Annotated in this window: 22 protein-coding genes; 8 read left to right on the forward strand and 14 right to left on the reverse strand. The window is 62.3% G+C overall.

Annotation, left to right across the window (positions count from 1 at the left end; translation table 11 throughout):
- The first annotated feature begins 220 nt into the window (after window positions 1-220).
- Both cra and HU725_RS19040 read left to right on the forward strand, forming a co-directional pair.
- Window positions 221-1,216, forward strand: coding sequence for a catabolite repressor/activator (gene cra / locus HU725_RS19035; RefSeq protein ID WP_186478300.1), 996 nt, complete (start codon window positions 221-223; stop codon window positions 1,214-1,216).
- A gap of 2 nt (window positions 1,217-1,218) precedes the next feature.
- Window positions 1,219-1,995 carry a TatD family hydrolase gene (locus HU725_RS19040; RefSeq protein WP_186478299.1) on the forward strand — a complete coding sequence of 259 codons (777 nt, stop codon included), beginning with the start codon at window positions 1,219-1,221 and terminating at the stop codon, window positions 1,993-1,995.
- A 12-nt stretch (window positions 1,996-2,007) separates the two neighbouring features.
- Here the strand turns inward: HU725_RS19040 and HU725_RS19045 are convergent, their stop codons facing one another.
- From HU725_RS19045 to HU725_RS19060, 4 genes are all read right to left on the reverse strand, one after another.
- On the reverse strand, window positions 2,008-4,020 hold the full coding sequence (locus HU725_RS19045) for a methyl-accepting chemotaxis protein (protein WP_186478298.1): 2,013 nt from the start codon (window positions 4,018-4,020) through the stop codon (window positions 2,008-2,010).
- A gap of 102 nt (window positions 4,021-4,122) precedes the next feature.
- Complete coding sequence (ampE, locus tag HU725_RS19050) at window positions 4,123-4,950, reverse strand: regulatory signaling modulator protein AmpE (protein WP_186478297.1); 828 nt, start codon at window positions 4,948-4,950, stop codon at window positions 4,123-4,125.
- Window positions 4,947-5,519: a 1,6-anhydro-N-acetylmuramyl-L-alanine amidase AmpD gene (gene ampD, locus HU725_RS19055; RefSeq protein WP_060477585.1), complete on the reverse strand. Its 573-nt coding sequence runs from the start codon at window positions 5,517-5,519 to the stop codon at window positions 4,947-4,949. Before ampD ends, ampE begins: the two co-directional genes overlap by 4 nt.
- Before the next feature lie 89 nt (window positions 5,520-5,608).
- Window positions 5,609-7,750 carry a DUF1631 domain-containing protein gene (locus HU725_RS19060; RefSeq protein WP_186478296.1) on the reverse strand — a complete coding sequence of 714 codons (2,142 nt, stop codon included), beginning with the start codon at window positions 7,748-7,750 and terminating at the stop codon, window positions 5,609-5,611.
- A gap of 241 nt (window positions 7,751-7,991) precedes the next feature.
- Here HU725_RS19060 and nadC point away from each other — a divergent pair, with 241 nt between their 5' ends.
- Window positions 7,992-8,840: a carboxylating nicotinate-nucleotide diphosphorylase gene (nadC, locus tag HU725_RS19065; RefSeq protein WP_186478295.1), complete on the forward strand. Its 849-nt coding sequence runs from the start codon at window positions 7,992-7,994 to the stop codon at window positions 8,838-8,840.
- A gap of 179 nt (window positions 8,841-9,019) precedes the next feature.
- Here the strand turns inward: nadC and trxB are convergent, their stop codons facing one another.
- Window positions 9,020-9,982 (reverse strand): thioredoxin-disulfide reductase, encoded by a 963-nt coding sequence (gene trxB, locus HU725_RS19070; protein ID WP_059396049.1) that lies wholly within the window; start codon window positions 9,980-9,982, stop codon window positions 9,020-9,022.
- Between the two features lie 310 nt (window positions 9,983-10,292).
- On the opposite strand from trxB, the gene cysZ reads away from it, so the two are divergent.
- Window positions 10,293-11,021 carry a sulfate transporter CysZ gene (gene cysZ / locus HU725_RS19075; RefSeq protein WP_186478294.1) on the forward strand — a complete coding sequence of 243 codons (729 nt, stop codon included), beginning with the start codon at window positions 10,293-10,295 and terminating at the stop codon, window positions 11,019-11,021.
- A 65-nt stretch (window positions 11,022-11,086) separates the two neighbouring features.
- On the forward strand, window positions 11,087-11,989 hold the full coding sequence (locus tag HU725_RS19080) for an alpha/beta hydrolase (protein WP_186478293.1): 903 nt from the start codon (window positions 11,087-11,089) through the stop codon (window positions 11,987-11,989).
- A 29-nt stretch (window positions 11,990-12,018) separates the two neighbouring features.
- On the opposite strand, the gene HU725_RS23015 is transcribed toward HU725_RS19080, so the two are convergent.
- Window positions 12,019-13,335, reverse strand: a complete 1,317-nt coding sequence (locus tag HU725_RS23015) for a methyl-accepting chemotaxis protein (protein WP_186478292.1) — start codon at window positions 13,333-13,335, stop codon at window positions 12,019-12,021.
- Between the two features lie 178 nt (window positions 13,336-13,513).
- On the opposite strand from HU725_RS23015, the gene HU725_RS19090 reads away from it, so the two are divergent.
- The gene (locus HU725_RS19090) at window positions 13,514-14,719 is read left to right on the forward strand and encodes a glycosyltransferase family 4 protein (protein WP_186478291.1); all 1,206 of its coding nucleotides are present in this window, start codon (window positions 13,514-13,516) and stop codon (window positions 14,717-14,719) included.
- On the opposite strand, the gene HU725_RS19095 is transcribed toward HU725_RS19090, so the two are convergent.
- The 3 genes from HU725_RS19095 to HU725_RS19105 all read right to left on the reverse strand — a co-directional run bounded on the left by HU725_RS19095 (window position 14,688) and on the right by HU725_RS19105 (window position 17,046).
- Entirely contained in the window at window positions 14,688-15,791 is a 1,104-nt protein-coding gene (locus tag HU725_RS19095) for an NADH:flavin oxidoreductase (RefSeq protein WP_186478290.1), read from the reverse strand. The genes HU725_RS19090 and HU725_RS19095 overlap by 32 nt on opposite strands.
- Before the next feature lie 141 nt (window positions 15,792-15,932).
- A complete protein-coding gene (locus HU725_RS19100) occupies window positions 15,933-16,415 on the reverse strand; it encodes a glutathione peroxidase (protein WP_060477578.1) in 483 nt (160 codons plus the stop codon).
- A 145-nt stretch (window positions 16,416-16,560) separates the two neighbouring features.
- On the reverse strand, window positions 16,561-17,046 hold the full coding sequence (locus HU725_RS19105) for an FKBP-type peptidyl-prolyl cis-trans isomerase (RefSeq protein WP_060477603.1): 486 nt from the start codon (window positions 17,044-17,046) through the stop codon (window positions 16,561-16,563).
- Between HU725_RS19105 and HU725_RS19110 the strand changes: the two genes are divergently transcribed.
- Both HU725_RS19110 and pta read left to right on the forward strand, forming a co-directional pair.
- On the forward strand, window positions 17,045-17,347 hold the full coding sequence (locus tag HU725_RS19110; protein WP_186478319.1) for a DUF3565 domain-containing protein: 303 nt from the start codon (window positions 17,045-17,047) through the stop codon (window positions 17,345-17,347). The genes HU725_RS19105 and HU725_RS19110 overlap by 2 nt on opposite strands.
- A 31-nt stretch (window positions 17,348-17,378) precedes the next feature.
- The gene (pta, locus tag HU725_RS19115) at window positions 17,379-19,466 is read left to right on the forward strand and encodes a phosphate acetyltransferase (RefSeq protein WP_186478289.1); all 2,088 of its coding nucleotides are present in this window, start codon (window positions 17,379-17,381) and stop codon (window positions 19,464-19,466) included.
- A 100-nt stretch (window positions 19,467-19,566) separates the two neighbouring features.
- Here the strand turns inward: pta and HU725_RS19120 are convergent, their stop codons facing one another.
- From HU725_RS19120 to HU725_RS19140, 5 genes are all read right to left on the reverse strand, one after another.
- Complete coding sequence (locus HU725_RS19120) at window positions 19,567-20,292, reverse strand: YiaD family glycine zipper/OmpA-like lipoprotein (protein WP_060477575.1); 726 nt, start codon at window positions 20,290-20,292, stop codon at window positions 19,567-19,569.
- A gap of 106 nt (window positions 20,293-20,398) precedes the next feature.
- Window positions 20,399-21,043: an MBL fold metallo-hydrolase gene (locus HU725_RS19125; RefSeq protein ID WP_186478288.1), complete on the reverse strand. Its 645-nt coding sequence runs from the start codon at window positions 21,041-21,043 to the stop codon at window positions 20,399-20,401.
- Window positions 21,044-21,123: 80 nt separating this feature from the next.
- On the reverse strand, window positions 21,124-21,816 hold the full coding sequence (locus tag HU725_RS19130; protein ID WP_060477573.1) for a sensor histidine kinase: 693 nt from the start codon (window positions 21,814-21,816) through the stop codon (window positions 21,124-21,126).
- Window positions 21,813-23,420 (reverse strand): tetratricopeptide repeat-containing response regulator, encoded by a 1,608-nt coding sequence (locus tag HU725_RS19135; protein WP_060477572.1) that lies wholly within the window; start codon window positions 23,418-23,420, stop codon window positions 21,813-21,815. Before HU725_RS19135 ends, HU725_RS19130 begins: the two co-directional genes overlap by 4 nt.
- Before the next feature lie 165 nt (window positions 23,421-23,585).
- Entirely contained in the window at window positions 23,586-26,303 is a 2,718-nt protein-coding gene (locus tag HU725_RS19140) for a winged helix-turn-helix domain-containing protein (RefSeq protein WP_186478287.1), read from the reverse strand.
- Window positions 26,304-26,464: the final 161 nt, after the last annotated feature.

Genomic DNA, 26,464 nt, shown 5'->3' on the forward strand with positions numbered 1-26,464 from the left:
AGTTCGACTGCCATGAAAGCACGGCGGACGAGGCAGAAAAAATTGATAGCTGAAACGTTTAATCTGACCAGGCGGCCACGTTACTCGATAATCTGCCGAGGAAAAAGCCCCATCCTGTCGGACAATTGCAACAATGGTCGCCTGCGCAAAGCGGCCTACCCGGGTCAAACTCTCCGGTCCTGGCCCCGTAGCCAGTCCCGGTAATAACAAGGAAAATTCGGTGAAACTCAGCGATATCGCCCGCCTGGCCGGTGTGTCAGTGACCACTGCAAGCTATGTCATCAATGGCAAGGCCGAACAACAGCGCATCAGCAATAGCACTGTAGAACGGGTGCGTGCAGTGGTCGAAGCTCACGGCTTTACCCCCAACCCTCAGGCTGCTGGCCTGCGCAGCCGGCATACCCGCACGTTGGGCTTCATTCTCCCGGACTTGGAGAACCCCAGCTATGCCCGCATCGCCAAACAGCTCGAGCAAGGCGCGCGCGCCCGCGGTTACCAGCTGCTGATCGCCAGCAGCGATGACCAGCCCGAAAGCGAGCGCCAACTGCAGCAGCTATTTCGTGCGCGCCGCTGCGATGCGCTGTTCGTGGCCAGCTGCCTGCCGCCGGAGGACGACAGCTACCGCACGCTGCAAGAAAAAGGCTTGCCGGTGATAGCCATCGACCGGCGACTGAACCCCGCCTACTTCTGTTCAGTGATCAGCGACGACCGTGATGCCAGCCGCCAACTGGCCGACAGCCTACTGGCGACCACCCCTGGTAGCATAGCGCTGATCGGCGCGCGGCCGGAGCTGTCGGTCAGCCAGGCCCGTGCCGGCGGGTTCGACGAAGCCATGCAGACCTTCGACGGTGTAGTGCGCCGCTATCAGGGCGAGGCCTTCAGCCGTGAATGCGGCCAACGCCTGATGCAGCAACTGATCGACGACCATGGTGGCCTTCCCGATGCCCTGGTCACCACATCCTACGTGCTGCTACAGGGTGTGTTCGATACCTTGCAGGCACGCCCGGCCAATTCGCGCCAGCTGCAGCTGGGCACCTTCGGCGACAATCAGTTGCTCGACTTTTTGCCGCTGCCGGTCAATGCCATGGCTCAGCAGCACGGCCAGATCGCCGCTACTGCATTGCAACTGGCCTTGGCCGCGATCGAGGATAAACGCTACGAACCTGGGGTGCACGCCATCGGCCGTACCTTCAAGCAACGCATCCCAGCGGCCTGAGCATGCGCCTGATCGACACCCATACCCATCTCGACTTTCCCGACTTCGACGCCGACCGCTCGCAGCTGCTCGCCAATGCGGCAGCCCGAGGGGTACAGCGCATGGTGGTGCTGGGGGTGTATCAGGCCAATTTCCAGCGGGTGTGGGACCTGGCCTGCGCTGAGGGCGGCGTGTACGCGGCCTTGGGGCTGCACCCGGTGTATCTCGACCAGCACCGCCCGGAACACTTGCAGCAGCTGCGCGAGTGGCTGACGCGCCTGCAGGGCGATCCGCGGCTGTGCGCAGTGGGCGAGTTCGGCCTGGACTACTACCTTGAAGGGCTGGACAAACAGCGCCAGCAGGCGCTGTTCGAAGCGCAATTGCAATTGGCATGCGACTTCGCTTTGCCTGCATTGCTGCACGTGCGCCGCAGCCACGCCCAGGTGATCGCCACGCTCAAGCGCTACAAGCCGTCGCGAGGGGGAGTGATCCATGCCTTTGCCGGCAGTTACGAAGAGGCCCGTGAGTACATCAAACTCGGTTTCTGCCTGGGCCTGGGCGGCGCAGCGACCTGGCCCCAGGCGCTGCGCCTGCGCAAGACCGTGGCGCGCTTGCCGCTGGACAGCATCGTGCTGGAAACCGACTCGCCCGACATGGCCCCGGCCATGTTTGCCGGGCAACGCAACAGCCCCGAGCACCTGCCGGAAATTGCCCAGGCGCTGGCCGAACTGATCGGCATCGCGCCAGAGGCATTGGCCGAGGCCAGCAGCCGCAATGCTTACGAGCTGTTTAGCTGGTAACTCACGCCGCGCTCAGACTTTGAAAGTACCGATAAGGCGCTTGAGCTCTACAACTTGGCTCGACAGCACACGGCTGGCATCTTCGGTCTGGCAGGCGCCCTGCGTGGTGTCCTGGGCTGCGCGGTTGATCGCGACGATGTTGCGGTCAATGTCGTGGGCCACCGCTGTCTGCTGCTCTACAGCAGCAGCGATTTGCTGGTTTTGCTCAACGATACCGCCGACGGCGGCCAGAATATTGCCCAGCGCCTGCTGCACCTGCCGCGCTTCATCGACGGTGCCCGCCGTCATCTGATGGCTGCTGCCCATCGCCTGCACGGCCTGCGCTACGCCCTCGCGCAGGCGCGCGATCATCTGTGCGATCTGCGCCGTGGAGTCCTGGGTACGGCGTGCCAAGGTTCGCACTTCGTCGGCGACCACGGCAAAACCACGGCCCTGCTCGCCGGCACGGGCCGCTTCGATGGCGGCATTCAATGCCAACAGGTTGGTCTGCTCAGCGATGCCGCGGATCACTTCCAGCACCTGGCCGATGGCCTGGCTATCGTCAGCCAGGCGGTTGATGGCCAGCACGGTCTGATCGATCTCTTCAGCCAGGCGGCCGATGCTCGCTTGCTGGCTGGCCACCAGGGAGCGACCGTTGGCACCTTCAAGGTTGACCTGCTGAGCGCCGTCAGCGGCCAGTGTGGCGCTGCGTGCCACTTCCTGAGCGGTGGCGCTCATCTGGTTCATCGCCGTGGCCACCTGCTCGATCTGCTGACGCTGGCCACTGACCGCCTGATTGCTTCGCGTTGACACCGCCAGTACCTGCCCGGCCTGTTCTTCCACGGCCACCACGGTGCGCCCGACCTGATCGATCAGCGCGCGAATTCGCTGCACGGTTTCGCTGAAGCCCTGGCCCAGCTCGCCCAACTCATCGCGGCTCTGGGCTTTGAAGCTGACGGTCATATCGCCGGCTGCGACCTTGTCCATTGCCCCGCCAAGCTGGCGCAACGTGGCCCGGGTGGACACATAGAAGCCGCCATACAGGTACAGAATCAGCACGAAGACGCCGCCTAGCAGGGCCCCCAGCGCCACCATGCGCAAGCGTTGCTCGCCCAGGCGCTGCTGCAACTGCTCCTGCAGTTGGCCGATTACCGCATCGTTCAGCCGGTAGGTCTGGGCCATCAAGTCGCTGACCTGTTGATAAAAGGCCTGCCATGGCGCGTCGAGCGTTTCGGCCACCACCACCTGTGCCTCGAACAAAGACGCGGCCTGCCTGACCGTCGCCTGGCTGCTGCCAGCCACTTGCGCCAACGCAGGCTTTGCGCCCAGGTCCGAAGCAAGGGCCTGGTCAAGCCGCAGTGCATAGTCGCCGGCAAGGCGATCGAGGCGTTGTAACAGGTCTTCGAAGCGCGCACTGCCAGAGGAATCCATAAACCCCCGGCCCAGCGCGATGGCGCCCATGGCCCGGCCTTCGCCCAGGGCTTGGGTGACTTGAGCGGTGGCGCCGCCAATCAGCTCGCTCAACTGGCGCACCGAGGCGTCGCTATCCTGGCTCAGGCCGCTGTGGCTGGCCACCTGCTTGCCGAGCATCTGGGCCATGGTCAACAGTTTGTCGAACAGCGCGACCTTGCTTTGCAGCGATGACTCGGCCTGGGCATTGGCAAATGCTTTGGCCAGTTCCTCAAGGGTGCCCTGGGCCAAGGTGGCTTGATCCTGCAGGCTGCGCACCTGCGCCTGAACCTTGTCCTGCAACGCCGTGATACGTGTATCTAGATCGCCTGCCTGGCCCGATTGGCCCAGTACTGCATTGATCTGCACCAAGTTGCCAAGCGACTCCAGGTCGGCGCGCAGGCCCAGGCTTGCCGCGAGGGGCGCAATGCCCTGCAACTCTGCTCGGGTTGCATGAAACTGCTGATAGGCATCGCGCACCAGGTAAAAGCTGGTGGCCAGCATGGGCAGGAAGAACAAAACGCTGATCAGGCTGAACTTCTGGCCGAAGCTCAGCCTGTTCATCAGCGCAACGGCTGGATATAGCAAAGGCGTCACAGGGCACCTCCATCGATTCTTGTTGTTCTGCAGAGATAGCACTAGGCCACTTGTATACCGCAGATCGAATCGGAGGTTTGTAACTTAAGGTTAACCGCTCAGCTACATCAGCACTGTCCACAACGCAAACATTGAGTACCACAGCACAGCGCATCGCAGCAGGAGGTCCCACACGCTATCGAGCCGACTCAAGCCCCGCTGGGCATCCTCGGTGGGCGCGCTGTCATCGGCTACACACCCAACCTTGGCCACCAGGTGCGCAGCGCTGATATGCCAGTTGAGCAACTCGTGCAGCATCACCCGCATCACTGCGACGAAATTGCCGACCAGTGCAAAACTCAAGGCAAGCGCCCGCACAGGCAGCCAGTCCAAGGCATGGCGCAGCCCTTGCGCCCGTGCACTGAGGCCAGGCTGGCGGCTGTGCTCGGCGGTCAGGGCGAGCAGCCGGTAGGCCAGCGCCGCACCTGGGCCGAGCACGAAATACCAGAAGATTACCGCAAAGAAGCTTTGGTAGGCCTGCCACAACAGATAGCCCTGTACCCGCACCAGCAAACTGTGCGGCTCGTCGGCCGCCAAGCCCAGGTCGCGTTCGGCCACATGCAGCGCAGCCTGGTCATCGCCACGGCGCCAGGCGTCACGAAACGGCCCAAGAGCGCCCTTGGCATCACCGCGCCCCAAGCTGTAGATCAGCACCAGCAAGTGCACCGGCAAAGCCAGCAGGCCATAGGCCACCGGCTCAAGCACATGCAGCAACAGCACCAGCACGGCCACCGGGGCCAGCAGGGCCGCCAGCGTCCACCAGGGGTGCACTTTGCCGCTGCGCTCAAGGCGCATCAGCTCGCCCAGAAAGACACCGTCTCGTTGTAGCCGATGGCGCAGCGCAGAAAACTTCTCTACCCACAGCACCACTATCAGCACCAGAAAACTCATGCGCAGTCCTCGTTGCCACTCAGGGCCTTGCGGTAACGCGCCCAGTCGAACGCTGGGCCAGGGTCGGTCTTGCGCACAGGGGCGATGTCGCTGTGGCCCTGAATACGCTCGAAGTCGATCACAGGCCAGGCCGCCTGGATCTGCCGCGTCAGTTGCTCGAGCACGGCATATTGGCTATCGGTATACGGCAGATCATCAGTGCCTTCCAACTCGATGCCGATGGAAAAGTCGTTGCAGCCTTCACGCCCGTTAAAACACGACACCCCAGCATGCCAGGCCCGGTCGAGCAGCGACACGAACTGGGTCACCGCGCCGTCGCGCTCGACGAACAGGTGGGCCGAGACCGTCAGGTGACTGATGCTGGTGAAATACGGATGTTCGTTGGGGTCCAGCCGATTCTGGAAAAACTGCTGCACCTTGCCGCTACCAAAGCAGGCTGGCGGCAGGCTGATATTGTGAATCACCAGCAGGGAGATCGCTTCGCCTTCGGGGCGAGCATTGAAGTTCGGCGAGGGGCAGTGGGTGATTCCGCTTCCGTGAAACCAGCCAGTGGCACGGTCCAATTGCATGGGGCAGATCCTGAAAAGCACCAGTACAGAGCTGCAGTATGCCCTGCCCGTGGGCCGCTTTGCATGTGAATGATTGTAAGGCCAAACGCTCAGCGCGCCTGTTGCTGGCGCAGCCCGTCGAGCACGGCATCCAGTGCTCGCTCGAACAGTGGGCCATCATCCAGCAGGCGCACTGCACCCCGGTGCAGGGCTTGAGCCAGGCCCGCCTGGCTCCACTCGCGCACTTTCATGCCGGTGCGGTTGACGAACACCAGACGGTCGCTGCCGTCGACACGCGCGACCAGTTTGCAGCGCAGTGGCTCGTCGTCGTCGAGCGCCTCCACCCAGTTACCGACCCGCAAGCGCTGGACCGTGCGCATTTGCTCCACTGGCTCGTCATGTTGCAACGGCGCACATGCGGCCTCTTCGGCGATGGCCAGCACGATGTCCTCTGCCACCAGCACCTGTGCCAGGTCATCGCCGCCAGTAAGCGACGCCGCGCCCTGGCACGCGCGTAAATGCAGTTGCTCAAGCTGCTGGAAGAAATCGCGCGTGGCTGCCGCATCCAGTGCCACACTGGCTAAGCCTTCGCGCAGGGCCTTGAGCAGGCCGGGGACCTGTTCCAGCAACGATTGCGGTTGCTGCCCCGGGACGATGCTGGCAAGCAGAGTGTCCATGGTCGCCAGTGCCTGCCGCCAAGCCTGGGAGGGCTCGCCCTGTTTGAGCCATGCCAGCAACAGCACCTGGCTCCAGCCCTGAACCAGCATGTTGACCACCGCCTCAGGCAGGGTGCGGCCTCGCAGACGCTGGTTGAGTTCTTGCTGAACCTGCAGGCGGGCCTGCAAGGCGCGGGCACGGCCTTCTTCGGCATCGCGCGTGCGCTGCTCGAGCAGGTCGTTACGACGACGCTCGCCCTGGCTGAACGTCAGAAAATCTTGAAGAAGGTCGACGAAAATCGCCATATCGTCAGTGAAGTCACCGAGCAGACGCTGGACAGTCCGCTCGATGCGCAAATGCAGGCTGTCGCGCAGGCATTCGTTCCTGCCTTCGCAGCCCATCGCAGCTGCGGCTAACTCGTTGAGCAGGCGCCGCGCCGGGTGGCTGGTACGGCTGAACAGGCTTTTGTCTAACAGTGCCACCTTCAGCAACGGAATATGCAGGCGGACGATGACTGCGCGAAGGCTCGAAGGCAGGTTGGGGTCGGCTGCGATGTACTCGAACAGCAGCCCGACCAAGTTGATCATGTCTTCGTCGGCGCAGGGGATTCGGCGCCGGGTGCCACTGCGTACACTGACCCTGAGCAGCAGTTGTTCGAGCTGCTGCCCTAGGTCGAAGTCATCATCGTCAACTGAAGCTGGCACATAGTGTTGCAGATGTGAAAGCAAGCGCAGCAAGTCGGCGGTGCTGATTGGCTGGCTGGCGGCAGTGGCTTGCAAACGTGGGGCAAAGCGGCCGCGGCATGGCGCCAGTAGGGCTTGCAAGTCATCCATGAAGGCATGCCCGGCATCCGCTGGCCCCAGGGTGTGCTCCGGCAGGCGGGTCGACACGTGCCGCGCACTCAAGCGCCGGTCGTCGGCGCGCCGTCGCGGTGCCGGTTGCAGTTCTGGCATCACGCCAGCAGCGGCCAGTAGGTGGTTAGCCTCTGCATAGACGCTGTCGATATCACGCAGCACATAGCGCTCGAACAGTTTGAGCACGATCAACTTGACCCGCAGGCCCACCCCCAGGTTGCGCCCGGCGTCGAGGAAGTAGGCACAAAGCGCTGCCGGCCCAAGTGGATTCTGCTGTTGGTCCAAGTGCCGCGCCACCAGGCACTGCAAGCGTGCCCCTAATTGCTCGAGGGCATGGCCATCGCGTGACAGCACCCGTGCAACCATGCCGTCGACGGCTACGGTACGTTCTTTTTGGAGCTTATTGCCCTGCTCATGCCGGCCCAAGGGATCGGGCTGGCCAATGCGGGAGAAAGCATCGTAGAAGATATCGAGAAAGCCGCGTTCGATGCTTTTGCGCTTCAGGCGCAGGTCGCGCATAGCCTCGAAATAGAGGTTCTGGTTGACGCGATCGACCGCGCGGTCGGCCATTTCGAAGAGCATGTCGTCAGCATTGTCGAACAACGCCTGTAGGCCCTCGCGCAACTGCATCGCGGCCTTGTCACGCACTTGCAGAAGCAAAACCGGAAGGCAAGGCAAAGGCGTGTTTGCGCCTTTGTCGATGGCAGCCGCGAGGGGCACCACCTTGCCTTGTTTCTGCATCCCCGACTCCTTGTTAGGTGACGTGTAGGTTGAGGCGACTAATCGTCAAAGCTATGACGCCAAATGTTGGGCGCATTATCGATAAAAAATCGGTGCGCTGCCAGCCCCGTTCGTTATGGGTAGAGACTGCGCATCTGCAAACGTGCTCAGCTGACCTGACCAAAGGTTGCCTGCCGGGCTGCTGTACACGACGTAGCGCCCCTGCCCTATAATCGCCGCCAACTTGCTTGTGGAGCCAACCATGCCGAACCTACGCCTTGCCGACCTGACTGCCGAGATCGAAGCCAATGTGCGCCGCGCGCTGCTGGAGGACATCGGCAGTGGCGACATCACTGCGCAGTTGATCCCGGCTGAGCGCCTGGCCAAGGCCACCATCATCACCCGCGAAGACTGCGTGGTTGCCGGTACCGCCTGGGTAGATGCGGTTTTCCGCCAGCTCGACCCGCGCGTGGCGGTGCACTGGCAGGTGGTCGATGGCCAACGTGCCACGGCCAACCAACCGTTGTTTCACCTTGAAGGTCCGGCACGTTCGCTGCTCAGCGGCGAACGCAGTGCCCTGAACTTCCTGCAACTGCTGTCGGGTGTCGCTACCCGTGCGCGGTTCCTGGCGGACCTGGTCGAGGGCACCCAGGTGCACCTGCTCGACACCCGCAAGACCCTGCCGGGCCTGCGCCTTGCGCAAAAGTACGCAGTCACCTGCGGTGGCTGTCACAACCACCGCATCGGCTTGTACGACGCGTTCCTGATCAAGGAAAACCACATCGCCGCCAGCGGCGGAGTGGCCGAGGCCGTGGCAGCGGCGCACCGCATTGCCCCCGGCAAGCCGGTGGAAATCGAAGTGGAAAGCCTGGATGAGTTGCGCCAGGCGTTGAGCGCTGGCGCGGACATCATCATGCTCGACGAGCTGACCCTTGACGAGATGCGCGAGGCGGTGGCCATCACCGCTGGCAAGGCCAAGCTCGAAGCCAGCGGCGGCGTCAACGAAAGTACCTTGCGAGCGATTGCCGAGACCGGCGTCGACTTCATTTCCATTGGCGCAATGACCAAGGATGTGAAGGCTGTGGATCTGTCGATGCGGCTGAGCCTGTGAGCGAATCGCAGGCATGAAAAAACCGGCCAGGTAGCTAACTGCAGTCAGTCAAGGGGTTATCGATTGGCGGCCGCGTTGCAGCCTTACGCGGGTTCACCCGTGAAAGGCTGCAAAACAGCCAGCCTAATCGGCCTTGGCTGACCGGCGTTATACCAGCTGGCCGGTTTTTTAGATGCGAATCAGAACGAGGCGTTAGCCAGACCGTCCAGGTAGCGCTCGACATCCAGTGCCGCCATGCAGCCGGCACCGGCCGAGGTGATTGCCTGGCGGTAAACGTGGTCAGCCACGTCGCCAGCGGCGAATACGCCCTCGACATTGGTGGCAGTGGCGTTGCCTTCACGGCCACCGTTGACGACCAGGTAGCCGTCCTTGAGGGTCAGCTGGCCTTCGAACAGCGAAGTGTTCGGCGTGTGGCCAATGGCGATGAACACGCCGTCGACCTTGATCTCATCGCTGCTGCCATCGTTGTTTTTCAAGCGCGCACCTGTCACGCCCATGTTGTCGCCCAGCACTTCATCCAAAGTGGCATTGAGCTTGAGCTCGATCTTGCCTTCGGCAACTCGCGCGTTGAGCTTGTCGACCAGGATTTTCTCTGCGCGGAAGGTTTCGCGGCGGTGCACCAGGGTCACTTTGCTGGCGATGTTGGCCAGGTACAGTGCCTCTTCTACGGCGGTGTTACCGCCGCCGACCACAGCCACCGGCTTATTGCGGTAGAAGAAGCCGTCGCAGGTGGCACAGGCCGATACGCCCTTGCCCATGAACGTTTCTTCCGACGGCAGGCCCAGGTAACGGGCGCTGGCGCCGGTGGCGACGATCAGCGCATCGCAGGTGTACTTGCCGCTGTCGCCCTGCAGGGTGAAGGGTTTGTTGGCCAGGTCGACGGCGTTGATGTGATCGAAGACGATCTCGGTCTCGAAGCGCTCGGCGTGTTCCTGCATACGCTGCATCAGCGCCGGCCCGGTCAGGCCGTGGGGGTCGCCCGGCCAGTTGTCGACTTCGGTGGTGGTGGTCAGCTGGCCACCTGCCTGCATGCCGGTGATCAGCAGTGGCTTGAGGTTGGCGCGGGCGGCGTAAACCGCGGCGCTGTAACCGGCAGGGCCGGAACCAAGGATGATGACGCGTGAATGACGTACTTCAGACATGTCGAACTCCTGTCGAGCAGGCCACTGGGGCCGCCAGCTGGAAATTAAAAAGGACCTGCGCGGCACTTGGGGAAGGCTTGAATGCGCAGGCCCTAAAAACGAAAACTTGAGCGCACTGTAGCGAGGTGGCAGAGATTAAGGAAATATCCTTCGACAATCCACCTCATAGGCATCCTCTATCTGCAAATTCGAGTGCTGAAAAGGGCCCAGACACATTTGTTACAGCCGGTTTCTTCATCAATGCCTGCCTTTCGTCGGCGCCGCAAAATCGGTAAGGTCAGCGCGTTTTCCTTCTTTGCGGAGTGACCCAATGCAAGCCCCTGTCCTGTCCGGCCCCCAGTATCTTCGCGAAGGCCTGAAACTGGTGCTGAGCCCCAACCTGCGGATGTTCGTGCTGCTGCCGCTGGCCATCAACCTGCTGCTGTTCGGTGGCCTGATCTATTTCGCCGGGCACGAATTCAGCCTGTGGCTCGATGCGCTGATGCCGACGCTGCCAAGTTGGCTGAGCTTCCTTTCCTACATTCTCTGGCCACTGTTCGTCGCCTTGTTGGTACTGATGGTGTTCTTCACCTTCACCTTGGTGGCCAACGTCATCGCCGCGCCGTTCAACGGCTTTCTCGCCGAAAAGGTCGAAGTAGTGGTACGTGGCAAAGACCCGTTCCCGGCGTTCAGTTGGGGTGAGCTGGTAGCCATGGTGCCGCGCACCTTTGGCCGCGAAATGCGCAAGCTGGCTTACTTTCTGCCGCGGGCGATCGGCCTGTTCATCTTGTCGCTGATCCCGGTGGTCAATGTGGTGGCCGCACCCCTGTGGCTGATCTTCGGCGTATGGATGATGGCCATCCAGTACATCGACTACCCGGCAGACAACAACAAAATGAGCTGGCAGGACATGCTCGCCTGGCTGCGCAGCAAGCGCTGGCAGTCGCTGGGTTTTGGCGGCATCACTTACCTGGCCCTGCTGATACCAGGGGTAAACGTGCTGATGATGCCAGCGGCGGTGGCTGGGGCTACATTGTTCTGGGTGCGTGAGCGGGACTGAGCGCGCACGCCTGGCCCCGACCATCTGACGATGGTTGGACCTGCTCGATAACTGCGGCCATCCCTATGCATCGTCGAGATTTTTTCACAAAGACTGCCGCAGTATTGCTTGCGCTGCGCCTGGGCAGCGGGCATACGGCAACGCTGCCAGTGCAGAGCGAGACGCTCACGCTGTGGCCAGGCGCAGCGCCGGGCGCCGATGGGCCAACCGGTGCCGAGCATTTGTCGGCAAAGGGGGCATTGACCAATATTGCAGTGCCTTCGCTGCGGGTTTTCAAACCCCAGCGTCCCAATGGGCGGGCTGTGCTGGTGGCAGGCGGCGGTGGCTACAAACGGATCGAGATGGCCAGCGAAGCATGGCCTGCCGCCCAGTGGCTAGTGAGCCTGGGGTACACGGCCTACGTGTTGAGCTACCGGCTGCCTGCCGAGGGCTGGCAGCAGGGCGCGATGGCGCCCTTGCAGGACGCGCAACGTGCCCTGCGTATCATTCGTAGCCGAGAACAGCATGTGCAGGTATTAGGCTTCTCAGCGGGTGGGCATCTGATGGGCATGGCGGCAACACGCGCCGACTTTCAGTCCTATCCTGCCGTCGACCACCTTGACCATGCGCCTGCTTATGCTGATCGGGCAGCATTGATTTACCCAGTCATTACGCTTGAAGCGCCCTACTCCCACACCTCGACCCACAAGGTACTGGTAGGCGCCCACGCCAGCCCGGCCGAGAATGCCCGATGGTCGGTTGAGCGTTACGTAACAGCGCACACGCCCCCGATGTTTCTGGTGCAGGCCGAGGATGATCCCATAGCCGATCCGCACAACACGCTCATCATGGCGGCGGCCTGCGAGGCCGCTCATGTGCCGGTGCAGAGGTATCTGTACGCCAGCGGTGGCCATGGTTTCGGTATGGGTAGGCCGGGCACGCCAACCATGCAGTGGCCCGAGCGGTACAGGCAGTGGCTGATGACCTGAAGGTTGTCGTTACCGGCGGGTTGCCGTGATCACTGCACCAGGTGACTGGAAAACTGCCCTACCGCATCCACCACCTTCTTCGCACCTTCCTGAATTTCGACGATCACCCCACCGGTATCGGCTGCCAGGGCCAACCCCTGCTCGGCCTGGCGCTTGCTGGTATCGATGATGTCCACCGCCGCCTGGGCCAACTGCTCATTCTGCTGCACAACCCTGGCGATTTCCTCGGTGGCGCTGCTGGTACGAGATGCCAACTGTCGCACTTCATCGGCCACGACGGCGAAACCCCGGCCCTGCTCACCCGCGCGCGCAGCTTCGATGGCGGCATTGAGCGCCAGCAGGTTGGTCTGCCCGGCAATGTCGCTGATGGTCTTGATGATTGCGCCGATCACCTTGGACTGCTTGTCCAACGCCTCGATGCCGTTGGCAGCGTTTTGCATGGAGCCTTCCAGGCCGCGCATAACTTCGACGGTCTGGGTGACCACCTCGGTAGCCTTGCGGGCGCTGCTATCGGTCTCAAGCGAGGTGTTGTAGGCAATGTCGGCGGCGTGCGCCACAGCCTGCTCCTGATTGACCTGGTCGGTGATCACGGTGGCGAACTTGACCACCTTGTACAGCACATCGTGGGCATCGAAGATCGGGTTGTAGGAGGCTTCCAGCCAGACCGTACGCCCGTGGGCGTCAATACGCTTGAAACGATCAGCCACGTATTCGCCGCGGCGCAGCTTATCCCAGAACGCCTGATAATCGGCAGAGTTGGCCTGCGCTGGTTCGCAGAACATCCGGTGATGTTTGCCTCGGACCTGGTCCAGGCTGTAGCCCACCGTTTGCAGAAAGCGATCATTGGCCGTGAGCACTTCACCGTCGAGGTTGAACTCGATGACCGCAGTGGAGCGCATCAGCGCCTTGATCAGGCTTTCATGCTCTCGGGAAGCTTCGATGGTGCGAGTCAGATCACTGGAGTGCATAGTGAAATATCTGAGCCGCCCATCGGTACTTTTCACCGGCTGCAGGATCGAACGTAGCCATGCCTCCTGGCCGTTGCCGCGCAGCAGGCGGAAAGCGCCGTTGAGATGTTCGCCACGGCTGATGGCCTGTTTCATGCGCTGGTAGAAATCCAGCTGTTTCACATGCGCCGGCACGATATCCTCGATGTTGCGGCCAATCAGTTGCTCGGCGCGGTAGAGCATCTCGCTCTCGAAGTTGCCGTTGACCTGCTCGATGCGCCCCTGCGGGTCGAGGTGCAGCACCAGCATTTCACTGTCGAGGCTATTCTTGACCTGCTCGATAGCCTTCAGCTCTTCGCGCAGTTGCTGGATTTCATTCTTGAGCTTGCTGTTGAACATCACCGCTCTCCCGGAGCGCATCTGACCGATTAGGATGCAACTTCATCGGCTGCGCCAGGCTGCCCTTGAGCACTCCAAAAAGAAATATTCTGAGGGCCTCGCCCGCCGACAATCCGGCGTCACATGCGCGTCACACGCCTGTCATTCGAGCGCAATGCAGCGGGCACAGACTTTTGCCATGAATACACGCGCACTACGCATCGCACTGGTCAGCGAAACCTTCCCGCCCGAAATCAACGGCGTGGCCAACACACTCGGCCACCTCAGTGAAGGCTTGCGACAGCGCGGCCACCACGTTCAGATCGTTCGTCCGCGGCAAGCGAACGAGCCATGGACCGGCGATATGCAAAGCCTGTTGCTGTGCCGTGGCTGGGCGCTGCCGGGTTACCCCGGCCTGCAATGGGGTGAAGTGTCGATGCACAAGCTGATCCGCCATTGGCGCAGGCAACGCCCTGACGTGCTTTACATCGCTACAGAAGGGCCATTGGGCCTGAGCGCCCTGCGCGCGGCAAGGCGCCTGGGGGTGGCGGTGGTCAGCGGTTTTCACACCAATTTTGCGCAATATTGCAGCAAGTACGGCCTTGGCCTGCTGGCACGGCTGCTCACACATTACCTACGCTGGTTTCACCGCCGCACCGCTACCACGCTCGTACCCAGCGTGAGCCAGTGCCTGGCCCTGCAACGCCGTGGCTTCGAACGCCTGGCTCTGCTGACCCGTGGGGTGGACGCTGGCCTGTTCAACCCAGCACGCCGTAGCCAGGCGCTACGTGAGCGCTGGGGCCTTGGGAGCGACGACATTGCCGTACTGCACGTTGGGCGCCTGGCTGCGGAGAAGAACCTGGCGCTATTGGGCCCGTGCCTGCAAAAGATGCAAAACGCTCACCCACAACGGCATCTACGGCTTGTGGTGGTCGGCGACGGCCCGCAACGGGCCAGCCTCGAGCAGCAGCTTCCAGGTGCGGTGTTCTGCGGTGCCCAGCGCGGGGAGGCCCTGGCCGAGCATTACGCCAGTGGTGATGTGTTTCTGTTTCCGAGCCTGACCGAAACCTTCGGCAATGTGGTGCTCGAGGCCATGGCCTCGGGCCTGGCAGTCGTCGCCTACGACGAAGCCGCCGCCGCCCAGCATATCCGCCACGGCCACAGTGGCACGCTGGCCATGCCTGGTGACCAAGCGGCGTTCATCGAGGCCGCCTGCTGGCTGCTGGAAGAAGATGAAACGCTGCGCCGAATCCGTCTCAATGCACGCCAGCACGCCAGCCGGCAAGGTTGGCCGGCAGTCGTCGAGCAGTTCGAAGCCCACCTGATGGACGCCTGCCTGTCGTCGCCAGCCGGCGCCCACGTCACGCTGGGGGTCAAGCCAGAGTCGTCAACGCCTCACGGCTGAAGGGCAGCACATCCGCTTCACGCCCTTCTCGCACCTTGAGGGCCCACTCGGCATCCACCAGCAAGGCACGCCCGACCGCAACCAAGTCGAACTCCTCATCGCCCAGCCGCCGCAGCAGGCCCTCAAGGCTGGCAGGTTTGGCCACTTTATCGGTGTCGACCATGAACTGCAGGAACTCGCCATCGAGCCCCACGCTACCGACGGTGATGGTTGGTTTGCCGGTCAGGGCACGTGTCCACCCGGCCAGGTTCAGCTCGCTGCCTTCGAACTCAGGCTCCCAAAAGCGTCGGGTCGAGCAGTGGAAGATATCCACACCCGCCGCCGACAGCGGCTCGAGAAACGCAGCGAGGGCTTGAGGCGTATCCACCAGGCGAGCACTGTAGTCTTGCTGCTTCCACTGCGAGAAACGGAAGATGATCGGGAAATCTGGCCCGACGGCCGCACGCACGGCCTGAATCAGTTCTATGGCAAAACGCGAGCGGCCAGCCAGGTCGCCACCATAGGCGTCGGTGCGACGGTTGCTGACCTCCCAGAAGAACTGGTCGATCAGATAGCCGTGGGCACCATGAATCTCGACGCCATCCATCCCAATGGCTTTGGCATTGCGCGCCGCTTGGGCGAAAGCGTCGATCACTTCGCGAATATCAGCTTCGCTCATACCCTGCACCAGCACCTGGCCGTCTTTGGTTTTCTCGCTGGGCCCGTAACCGGGCACACTGGCATCCGGCTCGCATCCCAGGCGCCGAACCATGCCCACATGCCATAACTGCGGCACTATACGGCCACCTTCGGCATGCACGGCATCGACCACCTGCTGCCAGCCGGCCAGGGCATCTTCACCATGAAAGCGCGGCACATTCGGGTAGCCGTTGGCTGCCTTGTGGTCCACCGTGGTGCCTTCTGTGATGATCAGGCCAACGTTCGCGGCAGCGCGGCGCCGGTAGTACTCGACCACGCCTGCATGTGGTACTCCACCAGGGCAAAACGTACGGGTCATCGGCGCCATGACGACACGAGTCGGCAGCTCGAGTGCGCCAAGGGTGAAGGGCTGGAACAAAGGATTGCTGGACATGGGGGCGCTTGCGTCTGTGTGAGGAACTACACCAGAGGTTATGGGCCCCGCACAGCCTGGCCAAGCATCATTGATCGGAGTGATTCGCCGGTATCGAGGGCACGAGCGTGCAAGCTGAATCAGCCGCGAACTCGAATGCAGTCAGCCCAGGGCCTTTTCGATAGCCTGGACCACGCAAGGGTCATCCGGGGCAGTGCGTGGAGCGAAGCGCGCCAGCACCCGGCCATCTTTACCCACCAGGAACTTTTCGAAATTCCAGCTGATATCCCCAGGGAATTCAGCACCCTCGCCTGCCAGTAGGCGATACAACGAATGACGCTGCGGCCCATTGACCTCGAGTTTGGCAGCCAGCGGGAAACTCACGCCATAGTTCAGGCTGCAGAACTCCAGAATCTCCTTGTCGCTGCCAGGCTCCTGCCCGGCGAACTGGTTGCACGGCAAACCCAGCACGTTGAAACCTTTGCCTTTGAATTGCTGCTGGAGCTTTTCCAGCGAGGCGTATTGCGGCGTCAAACCACATTTGGAGGCCACATTGACCACCAGCACGACCTGGCCTTTGAACGGTGCCAGGGGCAGGTCCTCGCCGGTCAGCGCTTTCAACGTCAGGTCGTGAAATGCACTCATGATCAATCCCCTCTGAGGTTGCAGGTTGCCGCTGGGGGCGAATTGCGCCCACTAAAAAGGCGCTCTTGCAAGCCGCGCACCTTCCGTTTGGAAGCATGCCGGCTCGTCCGAGCGCCTGGCGACTTTCTGAGCTTAGCGCAGAAAATCAGTGGTGATGGCCACCTTCACCGTGGATGTGGCGGTGAGCGATTTCTTCATCGCTGGCGTCACGCACGTCGACGACCTTGACCTTGAAGTTCAGACGCTGGCCAGCCAGTGGATGGTTGCCGTCGACAGTAATGTCGTCGCCGTCGATATCGCGGATGGTGACGATCTGCATCTGGCCATCGGGCGCCGAAGCGTGGAACTGCATGCCCACTTCCAGCTGGTCGACGCCTTCGAACAGGCTGCGGTTCAGGGTGCTGACCAGCTCGGCCAGGTATTCGCCGTAGGCGTCTTCTGGCTCGATGGCAACTTCCAGCTCGTCACCGGCTTGCTTGCCTTCCAGGGCCTTCTCCAGGCCAGGGATGATATTGGCGGCACCGTGCAGGTAAACCAGCGGCGCGCCACCGGCGGAGCTGTCGATGGTCTCCCCGGCGTCGTTGGTCAGGGTATAGTCGATGGAGACTGCCTTGTTGGCGGCGATCAGCATGGGGCAAGACCTTTTGCAAAAGAATGTAGAGCGCACAAGTGTAACCAAGGCATCGCTCGATTGCGACCGCAGTGCGGGCGAGCACTGCCCCATCAGTCGGATCACCGGCTGGCACGAGGACCAAGAAGGCCACTGGGTGGTTGAGTTGTCCTGCGGCCACACCCAGCACCTGCGCCACCAGCCACCCTGGCAATCCAGGCCATGGGTGCTCGATGCCGAGCAGCGCGCGCGGCACATCGGCCAGGCGTTCGCCTGTGGCTGGTGCGCACAAGGGCCCGATAGCGCTACCCTTGGCCGTTGATTCCTTGCACCGCTTATTTCGAGAAGCACGCATGCAGACATTTTTCATTGCGCCGACCGACTTTGGGGTCGGCCTGACCTCCATCAGCCTGGGCCTGATCCGCACCCTTGAGCGTGCTGGGCTCAAGGTTGGTTTTTTCAAGCCGATCGCTCAGCCTCACCCTGGCGATACTGGCCCGGAACGTTCCACCGAACTGGTGGCTCGCACCCACGGCATCAAGCCGCCGGTGCCACTGAGCCTGGCCCATGTCGAGCGCATGCTCGGCGATGGCCAGCTGGACGAGCTGCTCGAAGAGATCATCCGCCTTTACCAGCAAGCCTGCGTCGGCAATGACGTGGTGGTGGTCGAAGGGATGGTGCCGACCCGCCACGCCAGCTATGCCGCACGGGTCAACCTGCACCTGGCCAAAAGCCTGGACGCCGAGGTGATTCTGGTTTCCGCCCCGGAAAACGAAGTGCTCAGCGAGCTGTCCGGGCGGGTGGAATTGCAGGCTCAGCTGTTCGGTGGGCCGCGTGACCCCAAAGTGCTGGGGGTGATCCTCAACAAGGTACGCACCGACGAAAGCATGGCCGACTTTGCTACGCGCCTTCGCGAGCACTCGCCGCTGCTGCGCGGCAACGACTTCCGCCTACTGGGCTGCATCCCCTACCAGAGCGAGCTGAACGCCCCGCGTACCCGCGACGTGGCCGAGCTGCTGGGTGCCCAGGTGCTCAATGCCGGCGACTACGAACAGCGGCGGATGAACAAGATCATCATCTGTGCCCGCACCGTGGCCAATACCGTGCCGCTGCTGACCCCGGGCACCTTGGTGGTAACCCCCGGCGATCGCGACGACATCATCCTCGCGGTGAGCCTTGCTGCCATCAACGGTGTGCCGTTGGCCGGCCTGCTGCTGACCAGCGACAGCAAGCCCGATGCACGCATCCTTGGCCTGTGCCGAGGCGCCTTGCAGGCGGGCCTGCCGATCCTGTCGGTGAGCACCGGCTCGTACGACACCGCCAACCTGCTCAACTCGCTGAACCGTGAAATCCCGGTGGATGACCGTGACCGGGCCGAATTCATCACCGACTTCGTCGCCAGCCACCTTGACGCCGCCTGGCTGCACCAGCGCTGTGGCACGCCAAGGGAGCTGCGCCTATCGCCAGCGGTATTTCGCTATCAGTTGATCCAGCGTGCGCAACAGGCCAATAAGCGCATCGTGTTGCCCGAAGGCGCAGAACCGCTGCTGGTTCAGGCGGCAGCCATCTGCCAGGCGCGCGGCATCGCCCGTTGCGTGCTGCTGGCCAAGCCCGAGGCGGTCGAAGCCGTGGCTCGTGCGCAAGGCATTACCTTGCCGCCGGACCTGGAAATACTCGACCCCGAGCTGATTCGCGGGCGCTATGTAGAACCGATGGTGAGCCTGCGCAAGAGCAAGAACCTCAACGCACCCATGGCTGAGCAACAGCTGGAAGACCCGGTGGTGATCGGCACCATGATGCTGGCCCTGGACGAGGTCGATGGCCTGGTCTCGGGCCTGGTGCACTCAACTGCCAACACTATTCGCCCGGCCCTGCAATTGATCAAGACCGCCCCCGGCACCAGCCTGGTGTCGTCGGTGTTCTTCATGCTGTTTCCGGAGCAGGTGTTGGTATACGGCGATTGCGTGATGAACCCCCACCCCAGCGCTAGCGAGCTGGCGGAAATCGCCCGGCAGAGCGCCGAATCGGCGCAGGCATTCGGCATCGCGCCACGGGTAGCGATGATCAGCTATTCGAGCGATTCGGCCAGTGACGAGGAAGTCGAAAAAGTGCGCGAAGCCACGCGCCTGGCGCAGGCCGCAGAACCAGGGCTGACGATTGACGGGCCGCTGCAGTACGACGCTGCTGCCAACCCGCAGGTCGCTCTGCAACTGGCTCCGAACAGCCTGGTAGCGGGCCGTGCGACGGTGTTCGTATTCCCTGACCTCAATACCGGCAATACCACCCACAAGGCGGTGCAGCGCAGCACCGATGGGGTCAGCTTGGGGCCGATGCTACAAGGGCTGCGCAAACCGGTGAATGACCTGCCACGTGGTGCGCAGGTGGATGATATCGTTCACACCATCGCGCTTACTGCCATACAGGCCAGCGTCAGCCGCTGAAACGAAAACGACCTGCAGCCAGTCAGTGAAGCCTATCGGGCTGCGTTGCAGCCCAATAGGCGCGCTCGAAAAATTGACTACTGTGCCCGCAAGAGACGTTTCAAGGGTACTGCTGAACCTGGCCCTGCTGCTGGTCGTATTGCTGACCTGGGATCGGCTTCAGGTTGACCTCGACACGGCGGTTCTGGGCGCGGCCATTGGCGTCGGCATTGCTGGCGATCGGCTGGTCGGGGCCCATGCCGCGTACGGTCACGCGCGAAGCATCAACGCCCTGAGAAGTCAGGTAGGTACTGACGGCCTGCGCACGACGCTGGGACAGGTCCATGTTGTGCTGACGGCTGCCGGTGCTGTCAGTGAAGCCGACCACTTCGATGGTGTTCTGGTTGAACGACTTGAACGAATTCGCGAGGTTGTTCAGTGGGCTGTAGAAGCTTGGGGAAATGTTCGCCGAATCGGTGGCGAAGGTGATGTTGCCCGGCATGATCAGCTTGATCTGATCGCCCTGGCGCTGCACTTCGACGCCCGTGTTAGCCATTTTCGCGCGCAGCTCGGCTTCCTGCTTGTCGGCGTAGTAGCCGTAACCGGCGGCGGCGGCACCGACTGCTGCAGCGCCGATCAGGGCGCCTTTGCCACGGTGGTTGTGGTCGATGGCGGCACCGGCAACGGCCCCAGCCAGCGCACCAAGGCCGCCATATTTGGCAGTCTTGCTCATTCCCGCCGACCCGCCTTGAGCCTGGCCTTGATTGTCATAAGGGTTCTGCCCGGCGCAGCCGGTCATCAAGGCTGCAGCGGTTGCGACGATAATCAGGCGACGCATGGTGAACATGGGCAAGCTCCTACAAAAAATTCGTATGTGCGGCAGATCAGAGTTGGATCTATGCCAGCCTTGGATTGCCGGAACAAGCAAAAATTCCATGAAAGGCTTTTCATGCTCAGGCGCGAACGAACGGGTTTTCGCGCATCTCGTCGCCAAGGCGGGTATCCGGGCCGTGGCCAGTCACCACAGTGGCCTCTTCATCCAGACGGTAGAGTCGCTCCTTGATCGACCGCACAATCGCTCGCTGGTCACCACCCCACAAATCGGTACGGCCGATACCCCGGCGGAACAAGGTATCGCCGGCGATCAGCAACTGGGCATCGGCGAACCAGAAACTCATCGAACCCGGGGTGTGCCCCGGGGTATGCAAGGCCACGCCACAACCACAGGCAAGCTCTTCGTCGTCCTCGATCCAGCGGTCTGGCGATGGCACCGGGGTGTAGGGCACACCGAACATCTGGCATTGCATCTCAAGGTTGTCCCACAGCGGCTGGTCCTGCTTGTGCAGGTGCAAGGTGGCGCCGGTCAGTTCCTTGAGCTTGCCCGAAGCCAGGAAATGGTCGAAATGCGCATGGGTATGGATGATGCTGACCAGCGTCAGGCCATGGGCTTGCAAGCGTGCGAGAATCTTGTCCGGATCACCGCCCGGGTCGACCACGATGGCCTTCTTGGTAAGCGGATCACCGATCAATGTGCAATTGCACTGCAAAGGGCCTACGGGGAAGGTTTCGCGAACAAGTGTAGTGGGGGCTGTGTTCATAGGGGCTCCTGACGGCTGCCGGAATGTTAGCGCGGGCCGGGCAGGCTGTCTTGGTATGCGGCGCCTGGCAGCGCCTGGCGTCAAGGCAGATACAACCTGAACAACCCGCCCCCGAGCGTCCCTCCGTTGGCAATCTCGATCCGCCCGCGCACACCGCTACGCTCATGCAATGCGGCAATGCGCGCCGCAAAATACAGCCCCAGCCCCGTACTGCCGCTTTGCGAGTCGATGCCTTGCACGTAATCCTGCTGGCGCTCGATCATCTTGGCCGGGTAGCCTGGGCCGTCGTCGTTGACGCTGATGACCAGGTGATCGTCCTGCTCGCCGATGCTGATCAACAGCGCATGCCCTGCATAGCGGGTGGCGTTGGTGATGACGTTGGCGATCACCGAAGCGACCAGTTCGCGGTCGAAGAAGCCCAGTGGGTTATCGGTTTCGACCCGCCAGGTCGCGAGGATATCGTTGTGCTGCAGCACTTGCTGATGGGCCGCCAGTTGCGCTTCGATGAAGTCTTCCAGTTCGTGGTAGTCAGGGCACACCGGCAGCTGATTGACCCCTAGCTTGTACAACCCCAGTAACTGCACCAGCATGCCGTTGAGGTGGCGGAATTCATGCTCGATCACGCCCTGCTCGGTGCCGCTGCGCCACGCTTCAGGCAGCCGCGCCAGCCATTGGTCATGGGACTGAATCAGCGCTGATAGCGAGTTTTTCAGGTCGTGTACGGTGGAGGCGATCACCGTGGAAAAATCCAGCCCCTGGTTATCCTGGCTCATGCGCCGAAGACCTTGATGTGCAGTTTGCGGTAGCGGTCATAGCGGCTGTCGGTGCTCGGGATGCCGGCCACTCGGGTCAGGCAGTCGCGGCATTCCTGCATGATCGCCGGCGGTGTCACCTCGCCCCCGATGCGCAGCAGAGCCTGGGCCGTATTGAGTGCGATGCTGATGTTCTTCGGTTGCAGCGACAGGGCCTTGCGGAACATCTGCAAGGCTTCGTTGAGCTGCCCCGCCTGGTAACTGCGCACCCCTTGGCGATTGAGGTCGACCGCTTCGGTGACGGCGCCCAGCACGGTCGGGTCATCCGTCAGCTTGGCGACGTTCTGCATGACCTTCGGGTCATCACCGTAGGTTTCCACGCAGCCTTTGAGGATGCTGCCCCCAGCGGCCTCCTGGCCAAGCGCTTTAAGTTGTTTGGCCACCGTCAGGGCGGCCTCGACGGAGAAGAACTGGTCCATCTTATCCAGCCGCTGCATGGCTTGCTCGGTGAGCTTGGCGGCCGTCTCAGGGTCGCCTGCCTGCTGCAGGCTGGCCGCTTTCATCAAGCGGGCACGCACCTGCAGGCCCTGGTCTTCGACATTGTCCTTGGCCACTTCGCTGAGCACGGTGTTGATCTCCACCCGAGCCCGGGCATCCAGCCCGAAGCCTGCGTTTTTGCTCATCAGCGCCTGAACCAGCCCAAGGTTGCTCTCAGCATCCTTGTAGCGTGAGCTCTGCCCCTGAGTGACGGCGTGCCGGAAGGCCTTGGAGGCGCTTTCGAAATCTTCGTTGTCCAACGCCAACTTGCCAAGCGCAGCCTGCCGCCGCACTGCCAGGGGTGACAAGCGCACTGCTTCTTCGAGCATGGTCTGGGCACGCTTGGTATCACCTTGAGCGACCAGCGCCTCTGCCATGCCATCGTACAACCCAGGCATGATCGGGAAGGCTTTGAGCGCCTGTTCGTAAACCCCTTGGGCCTGGGCATGCTGCCCACGCTTTTGCATCAGGCTGCCCAGTGCCGAATACACCCAAGGCTGAGGGCGGCTGCCAAGGATGGTCTTGAGAAACTTCTCCAACTCATCGAAGCGGTTGAGGTCGCGCAGCGCATCGGCGCGGTAGCGCAAGCACAATGGCGCAAAACGCGGGTCTTTCTTGCACAGCTCGGCACAAGCGGCCAGCACTTCGGCCGGGCGACCACGGTCCAGGGCCTGCAGGATGGGCTTGAGCAGGGTCTTGCGCTGGGTCAGCTTTTCCAGGCGCTGGGCAAGGCCTACGCGGTTGAACGGTTTGGTCAGGTAGGCATCGGGCTCATGCTCCAGGGCGCTGAGCACGATGGCCTGGCTGCTCTCTGCGGTGACCATGATGAAAACGCATTCATGGCTGATCAGTTTGTCCAGGATCAAGTCTTCCAGAACCTGCTGACCATTTTTCTTGCCGTCGCCAAGGTGGAAATCTTGGAGAACGTAGTCGTAGCGCTTCTGCCCGCACATGCGCAGGGCCTGCTCACCACTGTCTGCGGTATCCACATCGCGAACGCCCAGTTCACGCAACATGGAACGGGTCGACGTGCGGAAGTCGGTGTAGTCGTCGACGATCAGAAAGCTTTTTTGCCCGTACTGCAGCATCAACACGACCTGTATTGAGTGGATGGGTGAATGGCGCGGGGCGATGCATACCGCCGAAACCTGTATCGGCAAGCGGGCCGGAAAGATGAGGGCGAGAAATATTGCGCACCAACAAATAATGGCTTTGCGCCACTATGTTATACAGCCGCATCGCCTGAAGCTACTTCAGGCCAGCAAGCCCAATGCCTTAGCCCTTGCCACTGCCTGGGTGCGACGCTCCACTCCAAGCTTGCTATTGATATGACTGGCATGGGTCTTGACCGTGTGCAGTGAGATGAACAGCCGTTCGCTGATCTGCTGGTTCGAACAACCTTGCGCAATCAGTTCGAGCACCGCCAGTTCACGGCCACTCAAGGCTTGGGCAGCAACACTTGCGGCGGGTGTAGGCTCCGGCAGCCGATTCAGCAGCTCAGCCTGAGCCTGGCAAGCCGGCTGCGCCAGCAGTTGTTCACGCAGCCACACCGGGTGCTGCTCGATCAGGCGCTGGAACGGTTGCATCACGCCCCCTCGGGCTGCGCTCAACGCCATGGGTAGCAATTGCGCCGCCTGTGCTTCAGCCCCCTGGCTCAACAGCAGGTCGGCCCACTGTGACAGCGCGTGCAAGCTGAGCATCATGCTGCCGCTGGCCTGCCCGCGCTCGGCCAGGCTACGCAGGCGCGCCACTGCGTCTTCCCGGCGCTGCTGCACACGCTCAAGCAGTGCCTGCTGCAACTGGATGTGCAAAGGCAGCAAGGGGTGAAACTCCGGCGCCGCCGCAGGGTGTTCGCCACCATAGGTCTGGCCCAGACGCAGCAACCAGGACTCGGCCAGGTCGATGCGACCCTGAGCGAGCCATAGTTCGCACTTCACCAGGGTAATCATCGCCAGGTAGAAGATCGCCGGCACATCCCAGATGTGCATCAGCCGCTCCGCCTCGGCCAATTCGGCGAACGCCTCGGCATACTGCCCCTCACGCCCCTCGAGCGAGGCGATCACGCAATGGCCGATAAGCACGCTGATATCGCGGCAGGCACGCGCCTCGCCAAGCCCTGCGCGCAAGCGCGCGCGACCTTGGGTGGGCTGCAGCCGCGCCACCAGCAGGTAACCCTCGTAAAGGGTCAAGCGCGCCCGCACGGCGTAAAGCCGCTGTGCAGGCAGCCCTTGCAGACGTTGCAGCCCCTGGCGCACTTCATCAAGCGCCCGCAGCACTTCACCGCGGGCATGCAGCACGCGGGCACGGTCGTAATGCGCCAGCGCCTCGAACAATGGGTTACCGACCCGCTGTGCCAGTTCAAGCGCTTCGCGGTTCCAGCCACGCGCACGCCAGAAGTCGCCATCGGCAATGGCTAGGTTGGACAATGTCGAGAGGCACACCAGGCGTTGCCCATAGCGCTTACTCGGCAGGCTCTGCAACGCCTCGCCGCAATACGCCAAGGTACGCTCACGGTCACCCCGGCCCCGCGCGATGACTCCGCTCAAGGCCAGCCACTGCGCCAGCATCGACTTCTGCGCGGTAGCCGACGGCGCCGGCAGGAAGCGGCTGAGGTAACTGGCCAACTCCTCGGCCGCATCCAGCTGGCACGCCAGGCCGAGCGCCCAGCTGTACAGCACGATCAAGCGCGGCGTACTGATCAGAAGGCTGTCGGGCAGGTCCATCTTCCAGCGCAGCAGCATGCCCACGTTCTGCTCAGCCAGCAGTTGCTCCTCGGAGAGGTTCTGCACCAGATTGGCGGCAACATCGAGGTGGCCGGCGCGCAAGGCTTGCTCCACGGCCTCGTCGAGCAAGCCTTGGCCCTGGAACCAGCGGCAGGCACGCAGGTGCAGGCGTGCCTGTGGCTCACTTGCCTGGCGGCTGCGCAGCAGGTCGGAGAACAGATGATGATAGCGGTACCAGAGGCCATGCTCGTCCAGTGGCACCAGAAACACTTGATGTGCCTGCAGATACCCCAGGATCGCCGCGCTGTCTGCGCGCTCGCGCAGTGCGTCGCACAGCGCTGCACAGAAGCGTTCCTGGCAGGCGGTGTCAAACAGAAAAGCCTGTACATCCCCTGGCAGCATTTCGATGACTTCTTCGAGCAGGTAGTCGCGGATCAAACCCTCACCACCGTGCAGGGCCTGAGGCATGAGCTGTTCGTCACCGGCCTCGCTGGCTGCCAATTGCCAGAAGCGCAGCCCCGCTACCCAGCCATCGCTGCGCTGAATCAGGTTATCGAGCGCCTGGCCACCCAGGCCCATGGGATGGTGACCAATCACTGCCAGCGCTTCCTCTGCGGTCAGGCGTAGGTCCTGCTCGCCGAGTTCGGTCAATTGCCGAGACAAGCGTAGCCGCGCCAAGTGCCAGTCCGGGCGCTGACGGCTGGTCACCAGCAGTACGAGGCCTGCCGGCAAATGATTGAGGAAAAATTGCAGGCAGCGGTCCAGTACCGGCCCCTGGGCCAGGTGATAGTCGTCCAGTACCAGAAGCAAAGGCGTATCGGCCTGCAGGTACAACGCCAGTTCATCCAGCAGGCTGTCCAGCCACTCTTCGAAGGCAAAGGGCTGGTGACGCTGACGCATCTTCAGCAACCCCATGGCTTGCCCGCCCAGTGCCGGACAATACTGCTGCAGGCCTTCGAGCAGGCGTTCGAGGAAGCGGCCAGGGTCAGCATCCCGTTGGCTCAGGCCGAGCCAGAGACTGCGCCAGTGGCTGGGCAGTGACTCGCAGAATTCGATGGCCAGGGAGCTTTTGCCAAAACCAGCGGGCGCATTGACCAGCAGCAGCCGACCGCTTAGGCCGCCCTGCAGGCGCTGGCACAGGCGCGCACGCGGCACATGGCCGTCCGGCTGCGGTGGCCGGAAGAAGCGCCCGTCCAGCAGGCCCAGAGCCTGGCTGGCGAATCCATGCGTACGGGACAGATCGGTCATGGCCGGCTCGTTCTATTGGAAAGACTTCGGCGGTACGTGTGCTTGCGAGACTAGCTGGTAATGCAACGCGTTTGAAGATGATGGGCACCATTAGCCAGGTAAAGACTGCGACAAAACGCAACATGGGCGCTGCTCAGGGCCTAGCGGCGGGGCTTTGGCGG

The organism is Pseudomonas promysalinigenes, assembly GCF_014269025.2.
GTDB lineage: Bacteria > Pseudomonadota > Gammaproteobacteria > Pseudomonadales > Pseudomonadaceae > Aquipseudomonas > Aquipseudomonas promysalinigenes.